This window comes from Sphingopyxis sp. Root1497 (assembly GCF_001427085.1).
Taxonomy (GTDB): Bacteria; Pseudomonadota; Alphaproteobacteria; order Sphingomonadales; family Sphingomonadaceae; genus Sphingopyxis.
Window position 1 is genome coordinate 547,551 of the sequence record NZ_LMGF01000004.1, and the last position, 11,580, is coordinate 559,130.

The window sequence follows — 11,580 nt, forward strand, 5'->3', positions numbered from 1 at the left end:
GAAGAAAAACCGCCTTTCCCGCCTTTTCACCGTCATAAGATTGCGGCACAAGGCCAGCGAACACGGGGAAGAAGCGCGGGGCGCGCGGGGAGAAATTTTGAAGACGTTGACGATCCTGCGCCATGCCAAATCGGGTTGGGACGTACAGGTCGAGCGCGATTTCGACCGCCCGATCAACGCGCGGGGGCGGCGCGGCGCCGAACTGATCGGTCAGTGGCTGAAGCGCCAGGCCCTGCCGATCGACCGCATCATCGCCTCGCCCGCGGTCCGCGTCACCGAGACGCTCGACCTGTTCCAGCCGGCTGCGGGCCTTGACGCGATCGAGCCGCATTGGGACCGCCGTATCTATCTCGCCTCGGCCGCGACGCTGATCGACACCATCCGCGACACCGGGCGCGATGCCGAACATCTGCTGATCGCGGGGCATAATCCGGGGCTGGAAGATCTGATCCTCGAACTGGTGCCCGAAAGCGCCGACGACGCGCTGCGCGCGAAGGTCGAAGAAAAATTGCCGACCTCGGCGATGGCGCGGCTGGAAATCGATATCGCCGACTGGCGCGACCTCGACGTCCGTCAGGCGCGCTTCGTCCAGTTCATCCGCCCGCGCGACCTCGACCCCACGCTGGGTCCGGCAATCGATTAGATCAAGACCCCGATCGCGGTCGCCAACCGCTGGCGCAGCGCGATCAGGTCGGCCACCGGAACGCCGGCCTTCCCGGCCGCGGCGGGCGTCGGCGATGGCTTGGCAGGTGCGACGTCGCCGCTGTCCGACAACGCCTTGCGCGCGCCTTCGACCGTATAGCCCTTCACATGCAGCAAATCGTGGATTTTGCCCGCGAGCGCGACATCCTCGGCGCGGTAATAACGGCGGCGGCCCGAACGCTGCAGCGGCCTCAATTCGGGGAAACGCGTTTCCCAATAACGCAGCACATGCGTGGGCACGCCGATCCGCTCCGCCAGCTCGCCGATCGCGAGCATGGCGCCGGCGGCCTTGCCGTCATCCTGCGCCATGATTACCCGCCCGCGACGCGGCCACGCATCGACTGGCTGGCGCGAAAGGTCATGACCCGACGCGGGAGGATCGGCACTTCGACACCGGTCTTGGGATTGCGGCCGATGCGCTGCGCCTTGTCGCGCAGGACGAAGGTGCCGAAGCCCGAAATCTTCACATTCTGGCCCTCGGCCAGCGCGTCGGACATGTGGTCGAGGATCGATTCGACGATCGTCGCCGCCTCGTTGCGCGACAGTCCGACCAGATGATTGATCCGTGCCGCAATGTCTGCGCGAGTAAGAGTCCCTGCCGTCATGATTGTCCCTCCCGTGACGAAGCAATGCCTAAACGGGTCCCGCCGGTCCCCCACCGTCACGAGTCCCGGACGCCTATGTAACAAAAGCGAATTAATCCGCCAAACTGAAACGGATGGAGCGAGAAGTTAATGCGTCGGACGCAGGATCAGACGCGCAGGACCGCGGCGCCCCAGGTAAAGCCGCCGCCCATCGCCTCGAGCACCACCAGATCGCCGCGCTTGATGCGTCCGTCGCGGACCGCGAGGTCGAGCGCCAGCGGCACCGACGCCGCCGATGTATTGGCGTGCTGGTCGACGGTCAGGACGACGCGTTCGGGCGGCAGGCCCAGCTTTTTGGCGGTGGCGTCGATGATCCGCTTGTTCGCCTGGTGTGGCACGACCCAGTCGATCTGGTCCGCCGACAGGCCGACATCGGCCATCACTTCGCCGAGCACCGACGCGAGGTTGGTCACCGCGTGGCGGAACACTTCGCGGCCCTGCATACGCACATGGCCGACGGTGCCGGTGGTCGAGGGGCCGCCATCGACATAGAGCATGTCGCAATATTTGCCCTCGGCATGGAGCCGCGTCGCGAGGATGCCGCGGTCGTCGTCGACATCCTTCGCCGACAGCACTACCGCGCCCGCCCCGTCGCCGAAGAGGACGCAGGTGGTGCGATCTTCCCAGTCGAGGATACGGCTGAAGGTTTCGCTGCCGATCACCAGCGCATGCTTGGCGGCGCCGGTGCGCAGCATCGAGTCGGCGACCGACACGGCATAAAGGAAGCCCGAACAGACCGCCGCGACGTCGAAGGCAATGCAGTCGGGCGCACCGAGGATCGCCTGGACCTTGGTCGCGCTGGCCGGAAAGGTGTTGTCGGGGGTCGCGGTCGCGACGATGATCAGGCCGATGTCGGCGGGCTCGAGGCCGGCGGCCTTCAACGCTTCCTGCGCCGCCAGCGCCCCCAGCGTCGCGGTCGTCTCGTCGGGTTCGGCAATATGACGAAAGCGGATGCCGGTGCGCTCGACGATCCATTCATCGCTGGTATCGACCCGCTCCGCCAGTTCGGCGTTCGATACGCGGGTGCGCGGCAGCGCCGAGCCGGTCCCGGCCAGAATCGCGCGAAGAGTCATGCCGTCGAGCGGCCGCTGAAATTGGCGAGATCTTCGGTCACCTGACGCGTAATGTCCTTTTCGACGAGTTCGGCGCACAGATGCACGGCGTTGGCGACGCCCTTGGCATCGGCGCTGCCGTGGCTCTTGAGCACGACGCCGTTGAGGCCGAGGAACACGGCGCCATTATGGTTGTTCGGGTCGAGATGATGCTTGAGCAATTCGGTCGCCGGGCGCGAGATCAGAAAACCGATCTTCGAGCGCGTCGACGAGGTGAAGGCGCGGCGCAACAGGTCGGTGACGAAACGCGCCGTCCCCTCGATCGTCTTGAGCGCGATATTGCCCGAAAAACCGTCATGAACGATGACATCGACGTCGCCGCGCGACAATTTGTCGCCTTCGATGAAACCGACGAACTCCATCGGCAGCCCCTTCGCCGCGCGCAGCAGCGCCGCCGCGTCGCGAATCTGGTCGGTGCCCTTGAGTTCCTCGGTGCCGATGTTGAGCAACGCGACGCGCGGGCGTTCGAGCCCCATCGCGGTACGCGCATAGGCCGCCCCCATCACCGCGAACTGGGTGAGGTTGGTGGCGTCGCATTCGGTGTTGGCGCCGAGGTCGAGCATGACGACGTCATTGGCGCCCAGCGTCGGCAACAGCGCCGCGAGCGCCGGCCGGTCGATCCCGGGCATCGTGCGAAGCGCGAGCTTCGCCATCGCCATCAGCGCGCCGGTATTGCCCGCCGACAGCGCGCCGCCGGCATCGCCGCGTTTCACCGCGTCGATCGCCAACCCCATCGAGGTCGTCTTGGCCTTGCGCAGCGCCTGGCTCGGCTTGTCCTCGCCCGACACCACGCCATCGGTGTGGATGATATCCGACGCCGCGCGCAGGTTCGGGTGATTGTCGAGCGCGGCCTTGATCCGCACCTCGTCGCCGACGAGCAGGAAGCGCAGGCCGTCGTGCTGGTGGCGCGCCATCGCGGCGCCGGCGCACATGACGCGCACGCCGACGTCACCGCCCATCGCATCGATCGCGATTCGCGGTGTCAGACCCATGATAGCGCTCTCCGGCTAATGCTTAGGCGCCGACCGACACCACTTCGCGGCCATTATAATGGCCACAGGCATTGCAGAGGTTGTGCGGGCGCTTGAGCTCACCGCAATTCGGGCATTCCTGATAGGCTTCGACCTTCAGGCTGTCGTGGCTGCGACGCATACCGCGCTTCGAGGGCGAGGTTTTTCGCTTGGGAACGGCCATGATATATCCTGCATATTTAAACGTTTATACGAATCGGCGTACCCGGATTTGTCGCCCCCGTCGCCGGGAATGACTGGCCCGCCCGCCGTGCCGAAGCGCTATCCTGCCTGAAATGACAAGAAAATCTTCCGCCGAAGGGTGCCTCAACGCCAGAAGGTGTCGGGTGCCGGATCGGGCGGGGCTATAGCGTTTTTGCCCGCAAAGGCAAGCCCCGAGCGCCCACGTCGACGGCGCTTGCCCCAAGGCGGCGGGAATGCCACATCTCGCGCACCGCCGGGCAAGCACCCGGCCAACGATATAGGGGGAAGCGATATGATAATCTTGCCGATCAGCCTGACGATCGCCGCGGGGGCGGCGATTCTTAATATCTGGCTCATGATGCGCGTCGGGCGCGTGCGCGGGCAGGAAAAGGTGTCGATCGGTGACGGCGGCAACGAACGCGTCATCCGTCGGATGCGCGCGCACAGCAATTTTGTCGAAAACACCGCCTTCGTGCTGGTCCTGCTCGCGCTGATCGAGTTGGCCACCGGCCCCTCGACCTGGCTGTGGGCCGTCGGCTCGCTCTATCTGATCGGGCGCATCCTGCACGCGATCGGCATGGACGGCATGATGTGGGGCCGCATGGCGGGCACGATCATCACGATGCTGACCCAGGTCGGGCTCGCGGGTTTCGCCGTCTTCACCGTCTATGCGACTCCGGTCGAAACCAAGGCGGTGGTGCTGGGCGACACGACCACCGTACCGGCGGAATGACCCCTGCCCTCCCGCCCGCGGGCGGGAGCGGTCAGGCGGTGCCCATCGCCATGTCGCTGACATAGGGGTTCGTCCGCCGCTCGGCGGCGAAATTGCTATGCGCACCATGTCCGGGCAGGAAGGTCGTGTCGCCGCCGAGCGGCCACAGTTTCTGGGTGATCGAATCGAGCAATTGCTGGTGATTGCCGCGCGGGAAATCGGTGCGGCCGATCGAACCCTGGAACAAGACGTCGCCGACGATCGCGAGCTTCGAGGGGCCGTGGTAGAAAACGACGTGCCCGGGCGTGTGCCCCGGACAATGGATCACGTCGATCGTCAGGTTGCCGACGGTCACCGTGTCGCCATCGACCAGCCAGCGGTCGGGTTCGAACACTTCGCCCTCCATCCCGAAACGCTCGCCGGCGGTGGCGAGTCCCTCGATCCAGAAACGGTCGTCCTCGTGCGGCCCTTCGATCGGCACGCCGAGTTCTTTCGCCAGCACCCCCGCCTGCCCGCAATGGTCCATATGGCCGTGGGTGACGAGGATCTTCTCGACCTCGACCCCGGTCTGGCGCACCGCCTCGCGCAACTTGTCGAGATCGCCGCCGGGATCGACAAAGGCGCCCTTGTTGGTCTCGGTACACCACAGCAGGGTGCAATTCTGCTGAAAGGCGGTGACGGGGACGATGGCGGCGCGCAGCGGCGGATTGGGAGCGTTCATGCTGTGCGATGTGGGCAAAGTGCGCCGATTTGGCAAGTCCGCGGCCCTCAGTCCCAGTCGAGCGCGCCCTTTTTCCATTCATAAACGAAGCCGATCGTCAGGATCGACAGGAAGACCATCATCGCGATCCACGCCTCCCAGCCGAGGTCGAGCACGACGGCCGCCCACGGCCACAGAAAGGCCGCTTCCAGATCGAAAATGATGAAGAGGATGGCGACGAGATAGAAGCGCACGTCGAACGGTTTCCGAGGCGACTCGAACGCCGGAAAACCGCACTCATATTCGCTGAGCTTCCCGGCATCGGGCTCATTCGTCCCGGTCAGACGCGACACCGCCATCGGCAGGAAGACGAAGAGCAGCGAGAGGGTGAGCGCCACACCCAGAAAGATCAGGATGGGCAGATATTCGGCAAGATCGAGGCCGACCGAAAGCGGCGCGCCAGCGGCGGGACGTGAGGGCATGATGTTCCTGCATGTTCGCGCCGGGCCGTCCCGGACCTGAAACTGCGGAAGGCAGCGGAGGACGTGGCCTCACTCGACGGGGCCGGGATCGCGCCCGGCGCGCACCCGATCAGGCCGGCGACGAAATCTTCATCAGCACAAGGCCGCTGACGATCAGCACCGCGGCGACCATGCGCATCGCACTCACCTGCTCGCCGAGGACGAGTATGCCGACCGCAAAGGCCCCGACCGCGCCGATGCCGGTCCAGATCGTATAGGCTGTGCCGAGCGGGAGCGATTTCATCGACAGCGAAAGCAGCGCGAAGCTCGCGATCATCGTCACGATCGTGACGATCGACGGGACGAGCTTCGTAAAGCCCGCCGACTGCTTCATTGAAAACGCCCAGACGATTTCGAGCGCGCCAGCGATGATGAGGTAAATCCAGGCCATGACAGTCTCCCAAAGGAACTGCCGGGCCGTCCCGGACTGTGCCCGCCATTGGCGGTCGAGGACGTGGCCTCGCGCTGCCCTTTAGTCACTGCACGCGAAGGAATCAACCGGCGCCCGATCAGCGCAGGGTCATCGTGTCGCCTTCGACATTGACCGCGTCGAGCTTCGACAAATAGCTTTGGCCGAGCAGCGAGATGCCCATGTCTGCGTCGATCACCGCCGCCTCGACGCGGCGCACCTCGACGCCGTCGACATCGACGCTGTCGAGGATCAGGCGGCGCATCGGCACCTCGCCGCCGGCGGTGTGCGCCGTCCCCGCGATCGGCAGGTCGTCGACGTTGATCCCGATCGCTTCGGCATCGCGGCGCGTCAGCGCGACGACCGAGGCACCGCTGTCGACCATCATGCGGATGTTGGTGCCATCGATATTGGCATCGGCGTAGAAATGCGAATCCTCGGCGCGGCCGAGCCTGACCTCGCCCCCCGGCGCCGAAGCCGCCGAAGAGGTCGAAGACCAGCCGCGCTTGCCCTTTTGCGTCGTCCAGTTCGGACTGTCATCGCCGCCGCGATCGGCTGAAGCCGCGGCATCGGCGGAGGTCGCCGACCGGCCGGCGACGCCCGCCACGCCGACCGAAATCGCCGCAATCACCGCGGCCAATCCAAGAAAACGCCCCAACATGGCGCGCATGGTCGCAGATGATGGTTGGCGAAAGGTTAAGCGGCGATCAGCGCTTCGGCTCGGGAAGCCCCGACCCGGGTTCCTCGACATAGGCGCGCCAGCTCGGTTTCCCATTGCCCATCGAATAGGTGATCCGCACGCAGGCATAAGGCCGCCCCGGTGCATTGTCGGCATCGAAGGCCGCGATCGGCCACAACCGCGCCGCGTCGGCGCGATCCGACCAGCAGACCAGCGCCTCGGCGTTCTCCTGCGTCTCGCTGGCAAGGCGGTCGGCCGCCGAGGGCGGGCCATAGAAATGCCAGCCGAAAATCGCGCGGCTCGGCCGTTCTGATCGCAGGACGGCGCGGAACGGCGCCTTTTTGTCGTTCAGCAGCGCTGCGATGCGCTGATGGTCGGCGCTGGCCAGCCATGGCCCGCCGAACAGCGGTTTCCAGCGCTCGGGCTTGCCCGAGGCGAGCGCGGCGAACACCGCGTCGGCGGCCGCCGCGAAGCGCGGGGTCCACACCGATTCGGGTGCGAGCGGCGACAGGCCGATCAGATCGGGCGTCGCGTCGGCGGGGGTCAGGCGGGTGACGGGAAAGGCCGCGACTTCGGTCGCCACCCCGACCAGCGACATCCCGCCGCCCGACGAACTGCAGCCCGAAAACGAACGATAGCCGATGAGCTGGTCGGGCTCGCCGCCGCGCATTGCGCCGCCGCGGCAACGCCCCGCCTTGCCGGTGACGGTGACGCGGCGCGGCACCGCCTCGAATCCCGTCCATTGTTCGGACTGGAGCGCGAATTCGCCAACCGTCATGTCGGGAGAGACTTCGATCGGCGCCTTCGGATCGGGCCGGCGCGTGCTGAGCGCGATGCGCTTCACCGGCCCCCCCCGCCGCTCGGCATAGATGGCCGCGACATCGGGATAGAGGCTACGCCGCCACGCGATGCCGTCGACCGTCACGCACTGACCATGGACGCGTTCGGCGATGATGTCGTCGAGCGTCGCGGCGCGCGCGGTCGCGGGGGTACATTCGGGCTCCGCCGCGGTGGTGGGGGACGCGAGCACCGCGGCGCCCAGGATCATCGCTGCCGACAAAAGATTTCGCATCACCCTCTCCTGCGCCCCTCCGGCTGCACCGGTCATGAACCGGCGGTCAGGCCCTCGCGCATCCACCCCGGCGCACCGGCGGGATCGATGCTCTCGACCCGCCGATGCTCGACCGACAGGCCCAGGTCGGGATAGGCGATGACCTGCCGCTTTTCGTCGGCGGCAGCGATCGGGACCACGACCAGCCGCCGGTTGACCTTTTGCCGCCAGTTCATCCGCGCGGTATTTTCCTGCCCGACATAACAGCCCTTGGTGAAGCTGACGCCGTTGAGTTCGGCGGCATTGCATTCGAGCCAGAGCGTCGTGCCGTCGCCGAGTTCGGCGCGGCCCTCGGTGACCCCGAGCGCCAGCCGGTGCGCGCGCCATGCGGCGTCGGCGCCCTCACCGTCATCGGCGGGGGCGAGCCAGCGCTGGCCGAGGTCGGACAGGCGCGGATCGACGACGCCGAGATCGCCCATGGGCGCCCAATGCACGGACAACCCCGGTTCCGGGGCGATGGTGATCGCCCGGCGCAGGCGGTACAGCGTCAGGCGTTTCGCCAGATCGGGCGCCGCGTCGCGTTCGCAGTCGATCAGGACATCGTCCTCGTCGCCCCAGATCAGGAAATCGAACAAGGCCTTGCCCTGCGCGGTGAGCAGCGCCGCCCACACCGGCAGGTTTCCCGCCGTGTCGTTGGTAACGAGGCCCTGCAAAAAGCCCCGCACATCCTCCCCCGAAAGACGGATCAGGGCGCGGTCGTGAAGGGTGGTATTGGCCATGGGCTTAATCTAGGGACACTCGCGCATAAACCAAGCGCCCAAATGCCGCCGGAGCCTTTCGCATGACCGATCGCCTGACCATCCGCCGCCCCGACGACTGGCACGTCCACCTGCGCGACGGCGCGATGCTGGATCATGTGGCGAAATATACCGCGGAGCAATTCGCGCGCGCGATCATCATGCCCAACCTGTCGCCGCCGGTGACCACCGCCGAGGAAGGCGCCGCCTATCGCGACCGCATCCGCGCCGCGGTTCCGGCGGGTCTCGATTTCACCCCGCTGATCGTCGCCTATCTGACCGATGCGAGCGACCCCGACCAGATGGCGCGCGGCCATGCGACAGGCGTCTTCACCGCCGCGAAGCTCTATCCCGCCAATGCGACCACCGGCAGCGCGCACGGGGTGACCGACATTGCGAAGATCATGCCGGTGCTCGAACGCATGGCCGAAATCGGCATGCCGCTGCTGATCCACGGCGAGGTCACCGACCATGATGTCGACATCTTCGACCGCGAGGCGGTGTTCATCGAGCGCACGCTCAAAGGTCTCGTCCGCGACCTGCCTCATCTCAAGATCGTGTTCGAACATATCACGACGTCCGAAGCCGTCGATTTCGTGCAGGCCGCGCCCGCCAATGTCGCGGCGACGATCACCCCGCAGCATCTGCACATCAACCGCAACGCGATGCTCGTCGGCGGCATCCGTCCGCACGCTTATTGCCTGCCCGTCGCCAAGCGCGAAGCGCACCGCCTCGCGGTCCGCGCCGCCGCCGTGTCGGGCTCGCCCAAATTCTTCCTCGGCACCGACAGCGCGCCGCACGCCGTGCATACGAAGGAAGCGGCCTGCGGCTGCGCGGGCATCTTCAACGCGCCCTTCGCGCTCGAATCCTATATCACGGCGTTCGACGAGGAAGGCGCACTCGACAGGTTCGAGGGTTTCGCCAGCGAACATGGCCCGAATTTCTATGGCCTGCCGCTCAACGGCGGCACGATCACGCTCGAACGCGGCGCGACGGTCGTCCCCGACCGCTGCGGCGAGGTGGTGCCGTTCCATGCAAACGAAACGCTCGGCTGGCGGATCGTCTAGGCGGCGGGCATCATCCGCTCGGCGCGCATCTTGCGCCACATGTCGAAGCTGAACACCGCGATGCTCGTCCAGATCAACACGAAGCAGGCGAGTTGCGCGGGCTTGAGCGGTTCGTCGAAGACGAAGAGGCTGAGCAGGAACGTCAGGCTGGGCGCGAGATACTGGACGAAGCCGAGCGCCGCATAGCTCATCTTCCGCGCCGCGGTCGCAAAGAGCAGCAGCGGCACCGCGGTCACCACGCCGCCCGCCGCGAGCAACCAGCTGATGTGGAAATCCGTGCCGAAGCCGCCCCCGTCGCCGATCCAGACATAATAGGCCGCGGCGGCCAGCGAGATCGGCAGCAGCAGGGTCGTCTCGATCGCGAGCCCCGGCAGCGATCCGACCGGTGCGGTCTTGCGGATAAGGCCGTAGGTGCCAAAGCTCAGCGCCAGCGTCAGGCTGATCCACAGGGTGTCGAGCGCGCCCGCGAGCAGGATCGCGACGCCGATCCCCGCGATCGTCACCGCGAGCGCCTGCAACCGGCTCAATCGTTCGCCAAGGAAGACCATCCCCAGTACGACGTTGACCAGCGGGTTGAGATAATAGCCGAGGCTCGCCGCCAGCACATGGTCGGTGAACACCGCGAAGATATAGACGAGCCAGTTCACCGCGATCAGCAGCGAACTGGCGAGCAGCATGCGCAGCGTGCGCCAGTCCTTCAGCCCCGCCAGATAGTCGCCGATCTGGCGGCGGAACGCCATGATGACAAAGCACAAGGGCAGCGACCAGACGATCCGCTGCGCCAGCACCTCGACCGGCGGCACGCTGGTCAGCAGCTTGAAGAACAGCGGGACGAAGCCCCAGATCGCATAGGCGCCGAGCGCATAGGGCAAGCCGCCCTGCTCGCGCCCCGCGGGGGCCGCAGGCTGGTTCATGGTCTCACGCGTTCCGGCTGGTCGATCAGATGATGCCGCCGCCGAGCATCAGGCGGATGACGCCGATGACGATCACGACGATGTTCAGGTTCCGCCCGCTCGTCCGGTCCGACATCGCGCCGAGCGCGAGGCCGACGACGGCGAAGGGAATGATCACCCAATTCGCCCAGCCGAGGAACGGAATGAAGGCGAAAACCGCGAGAATGAGGGCGATGACGCCGATGATGAGCGAACCGATATTGAGCATGAAACCCATGTCGCATGCCGCACGGCGCCCCGCAAGGCCCTTTCGGTTCGTCGCTCCCAGCACTCGGTTCGTCTTGTTGCTTTGAGTTAATGCAACGCAGATCGGCTTCGGGCCGTTCTCCTTTTCGTAGCGACCGGCTCCTCGCGGGACCGGGACGCCAAACCAGGAAAGGACTTACCATGCGCAATTTCACCAAGGGCCTGCTCGGCGCCTTCGCCGCGGCCAGCGTTGCCGCCGCCGCGCCCGCCTATGCGGGCATCTCGACCGCCGCACCGGCGCAGGGCCACGGCCTGTACAAGGCCGATCAGGACACCGGCTTCTACAAGAAAAAGAAGCGGGGCCGCTATTATGCGCGCGACCAGCGCGTCAATTCGAACACCCGCATCTGGCGCGACAATGACGGTCGTTATCGCTGCAAGAAGGACAATGGCACGACCGGCCTGCTGATCGGCGGCGCCGTCGGCGGTCTCGCCGGCCATGAAATCGCCGGCAACGGCGACAAGCTGCTCGGCACCGTGCTCGGCGCCGCCGGTGGCGCGCTGCTCGGACGCGAGATCGACCGCGACAAATATCGCTGCCGCTAAGCGATAGACTAACCGTTACGGGTGCGGGTCCGAGACCCCTCCGCCTGCATACGTGATGGAGAGGGCGTCGGTCGAAAGACCGGCGCCCTCGACTTTTGGGGATGGCGGGTTTCGACCGAAACAAGACGTCGCCCCCGCGAAAGCGGGGGCCGCTGTCGGTTTACGCAGCGATTCGGAAATAGGCCGTTAGCGGCCCCCGCCTTCGCGGGGGCGACGGTTTAAAAAAC

The 11,580-nt window shown here is 66.2% G+C and carries 17 protein-coding genes; 4 read left to right on the top strand and 13 right to left on the bottom strand.

The features are described from left to right. The first annotated feature begins 97 nt into the window (after positions 1-97). Positions 98-643, top strand: a complete 546-nt coding sequence (locus ASD67_RS14085; RefSeq protein WP_056348213.1) for a SixA phosphatase family protein — start codon at positions 98-100, stop codon at positions 641-643. Here the strand turns inward: ASD67_RS14085 and ASD67_RS14090 are convergent. The 5 genes from ASD67_RS14090 to rpmF form a co-directional block, all read right to left on the bottom strand. Then, complete coding sequence (locus ASD67_RS14090; protein WP_056348216.1) at positions 640-1,011, bottom strand: MerR family transcriptional regulator; 372 nt, start codon at positions 1,009-1,011, stop codon at positions 640-642. The two genes, ASD67_RS14085 and ASD67_RS14090, sit on opposite strands and share 4 nt — an antisense overlap. 2 nt (positions 1,012-1,013) lie before the next feature. After that, positions 1,014-1,307, bottom strand: coding sequence for an integration host factor subunit alpha (locus ASD67_RS14095; RefSeq protein ID WP_056348219.1), 294 nt, complete (start codon positions 1,305-1,307; stop codon positions 1,014-1,016). Between the two features lie 146 nt (positions 1,308-1,453). After that, a complete protein-coding gene (locus ASD67_RS14100) occupies positions 1,454-2,419 on the bottom strand; it encodes a beta-ketoacyl-ACP synthase III (RefSeq protein WP_056348221.1) in 966 nt (321 codons plus the stop codon). Next, a complete protein-coding gene (gene plsX / locus ASD67_RS14105) occupies positions 2,416-3,450 on the bottom strand; it encodes a phosphate acyltransferase PlsX (RefSeq protein ID WP_056348224.1) in 1,035 nt (344 codons plus the stop codon). Before plsX ends, ASD67_RS14100 begins: the two co-directional genes overlap by 4 nt. A 22-nt stretch (positions 3,451-3,472) precedes the next feature. Next, complete coding sequence (rpmF, locus tag ASD67_RS14110) at positions 3,473-3,652, bottom strand: 50S ribosomal protein L32 (protein WP_056348227.1); 180 nt, start codon at positions 3,650-3,652, stop codon at positions 3,473-3,475. Between the two features lie 312 nt (positions 3,653-3,964). Here rpmF and ASD67_RS14115 point away from each other — a divergent pair, with 312 nt between their 5' ends. Next, positions 3,965-4,405: an MAPEG family protein gene (locus ASD67_RS14115; protein ID WP_056348230.1), complete on the top strand. Its 441-nt coding sequence runs from the start codon at positions 3,965-3,967 to the stop codon at positions 4,403-4,405. Positions 4,406-4,436: 31 nt separating this feature from the next. On the opposite strand, the gene ASD67_RS14120 is transcribed toward ASD67_RS14115, so the two are convergent. The 6 genes from ASD67_RS14120 to ygfZ form a co-directional block, all read right to left on the bottom strand. Beyond that, positions 4,437-5,105: an MBL fold metallo-hydrolase gene (locus ASD67_RS14120; RefSeq protein ID WP_056348234.1), complete on the bottom strand. Its 669-nt coding sequence runs from the start codon at positions 5,103-5,105 to the stop codon at positions 4,437-4,439. 47 nt (positions 5,106-5,152) lie between these two features. After that, on the bottom strand, positions 5,153-5,566 hold the full coding sequence (gene ndhC / locus ASD67_RS14125) for an NADH-quinone oxidoreductase subunit A (RefSeq protein ID WP_056348237.1): 414 nt from the start codon (positions 5,564-5,566) through the stop codon (positions 5,153-5,155). Positions 5,567-5,675: 109 nt separating this feature from the next. Continuing rightward, positions 5,676-5,996 (bottom strand): DMT family transporter, encoded by a 321-nt coding sequence (locus tag ASD67_RS14130; RefSeq protein WP_056348239.1) that lies wholly within the window; start codon positions 5,994-5,996, stop codon positions 5,676-5,678. A 118-nt stretch (positions 5,997-6,114) separates the two neighbouring features. Continuing rightward, positions 6,115-6,675, bottom strand: a complete 561-nt coding sequence (locus ASD67_RS14135) for a retropepsin-like aspartic protease family protein (protein ID WP_056348569.1) — start codon at positions 6,673-6,675, stop codon at positions 6,115-6,117. Between the two features lie 46 nt (positions 6,676-6,721). Beyond that, a complete protein-coding gene (locus ASD67_RS14140; RefSeq protein WP_056348243.1) occupies positions 6,722-7,765 on the bottom strand; it encodes a hypothetical protein in 1,044 nt (347 codons plus the stop codon). A 32-nt stretch (positions 7,766-7,797) separates the two neighbouring features. Next, positions 7,798-8,523 (bottom strand): CAF17-like 4Fe-4S cluster assembly/insertion protein YgfZ, encoded by a 726-nt coding sequence (ygfZ, locus tag ASD67_RS14145; protein ID WP_056348246.1) that lies wholly within the window; start codon positions 8,521-8,523, stop codon positions 7,798-7,800. A gap of 62 nt (positions 8,524-8,585) precedes the next feature. On the opposite strand from ygfZ, the gene pyrC reads away from it, so the two are divergent. After that, entirely contained in the window at positions 8,586-9,608 is a 1,023-nt protein-coding gene (gene pyrC / locus ASD67_RS14150; protein WP_056348249.1) for a dihydroorotase, read from the top strand. Here pyrC and rarD read toward each other — a convergent pair. Both rarD and ASD67_RS14160 read right to left on the bottom strand, forming a co-directional pair. Then, the gene (gene rarD, locus ASD67_RS14155; protein WP_056348252.1) at positions 9,605-10,522 is read right to left on the bottom strand and encodes an EamA family transporter RarD; all 918 of its coding nucleotides are present in this window, start codon (positions 10,520-10,522) and stop codon (positions 9,605-9,607) included. The genes pyrC and rarD overlap by 4 nt on opposite strands. Before the next feature lie 25 nt (positions 10,523-10,547). After that, positions 10,548-10,778, bottom strand: a complete 231-nt coding sequence (locus ASD67_RS14160) for a hypothetical protein (RefSeq protein WP_443028040.1) — start codon at positions 10,776-10,778, stop codon at positions 10,548-10,550. 170 nt (positions 10,779-10,948) lie between these two features. On the opposite strand from ASD67_RS14160, the gene ASD67_RS14165 reads away from it, so the two are divergent. Next, positions 10,949-11,353: a glycine zipper 2TM domain-containing protein gene (locus ASD67_RS14165; RefSeq protein WP_056348255.1), complete on the top strand. Its 405-nt coding sequence runs from the start codon at positions 10,949-10,951 to the stop codon at positions 11,351-11,353. The last annotated feature ends 227 nt before the right edge of the window (positions 11,354-11,580 follow it).

Coding starts and splice junctions, on each gene's coding strand:
- ASD67_RS14090 (WP_056348216.1), bottom strand. CDS start 1,011: ATGGCGCAGGATGACGGCAAGGCCGCCGGCGCCATGCTCGCGATCGGC.
- ASD67_RS14095 (WP_056348219.1), bottom strand. CDS start 1,307: ATGACGGCAGGGACTCTTACTCGCGCAGACATTGCGGCACGGATCAAT.
- ASD67_RS14100 (WP_056348221.1), bottom strand. CDS start 2,419: ATGACTCTTCGCGCGATTCTGGCCGGGACCGGCTCGGCGCTGCCGCGC.
- plsX (WP_056348224.1), bottom strand. CDS start 3,450: ATGGGTCTGACACCGCGAATCGCGATCGATGCGATGGGCGGTGACGTC.
- rpmF (WP_056348227.1), bottom strand. CDS start 3,652: ATGGCCGTTCCCAAGCGAAAAACCTCGCCCTCGAAGCGCGGTATGCGT.
- ASD67_RS14115 (WP_056348230.1), top strand. CDS start 3,965: ATGATAATCTTGCCGATCAGCCTGACGATCGCCGCGGGGGCGGCGATT.
- ASD67_RS14120 (WP_056348234.1), bottom strand. CDS start 5,105: ATGAACGCTCCCAATCCGCCGCTGCGCGCCGCCATCGTCCCCGTCACC.
- ndhC (WP_056348237.1), bottom strand. CDS start 5,566: ATGCCCTCACGTCCCGCCGCTGGCGCGCCGCTTTCGGTCGGCCTCGAT.
- ASD67_RS14130 (WP_056348239.1), bottom strand. CDS start 5,996: ATGGCCTGGATTTACCTCATCATCGCTGGCGCGCTCGAAATCGTCTGG.
- ASD67_RS14135 (WP_056348569.1), bottom strand. CDS start 6,675: ATGTTGGGGCGTTTTCTTGGATTGGCCGCGGTGATTGCGGCGATTTCG.
- ASD67_RS14140 (WP_056348243.1), bottom strand. CDS start 7,765: ATGCGAAATCTTTTGTCGGCAGCGATGATCCTGGGCGCCGCGGTGCTC.
- ygfZ (WP_056348246.1), bottom strand. CDS start 8,523: ATGGCCAATACCACCCTTCACGACCGCGCCCTGATCCGTCTTTCGGGG.
- pyrC (WP_056348249.1), top strand. CDS start 8,586: ATGACCGATCGCCTGACCATCCGCCGCCCCGACGACTGGCACGTCCAC.
- rarD (WP_056348252.1), bottom strand. CDS start 10,522: ATGAACCAGCCTGCGGCCCCCGCGGGGCGCGAGCAGGGCGGCTTGCCC.
- ASD67_RS14160 (WP_443028040.1), bottom strand. CDS start 10,778: ATGGGTTTCATGCTCAATATCGGTTCGCTCATCATCGGCGTCATCGCC.
- ASD67_RS14165 (WP_056348255.1), top strand. CDS start 10,949: ATGCGCAATTTCACCAAGGGCCTGCTCGGCGCCTTCGCCGCGGCCAGC.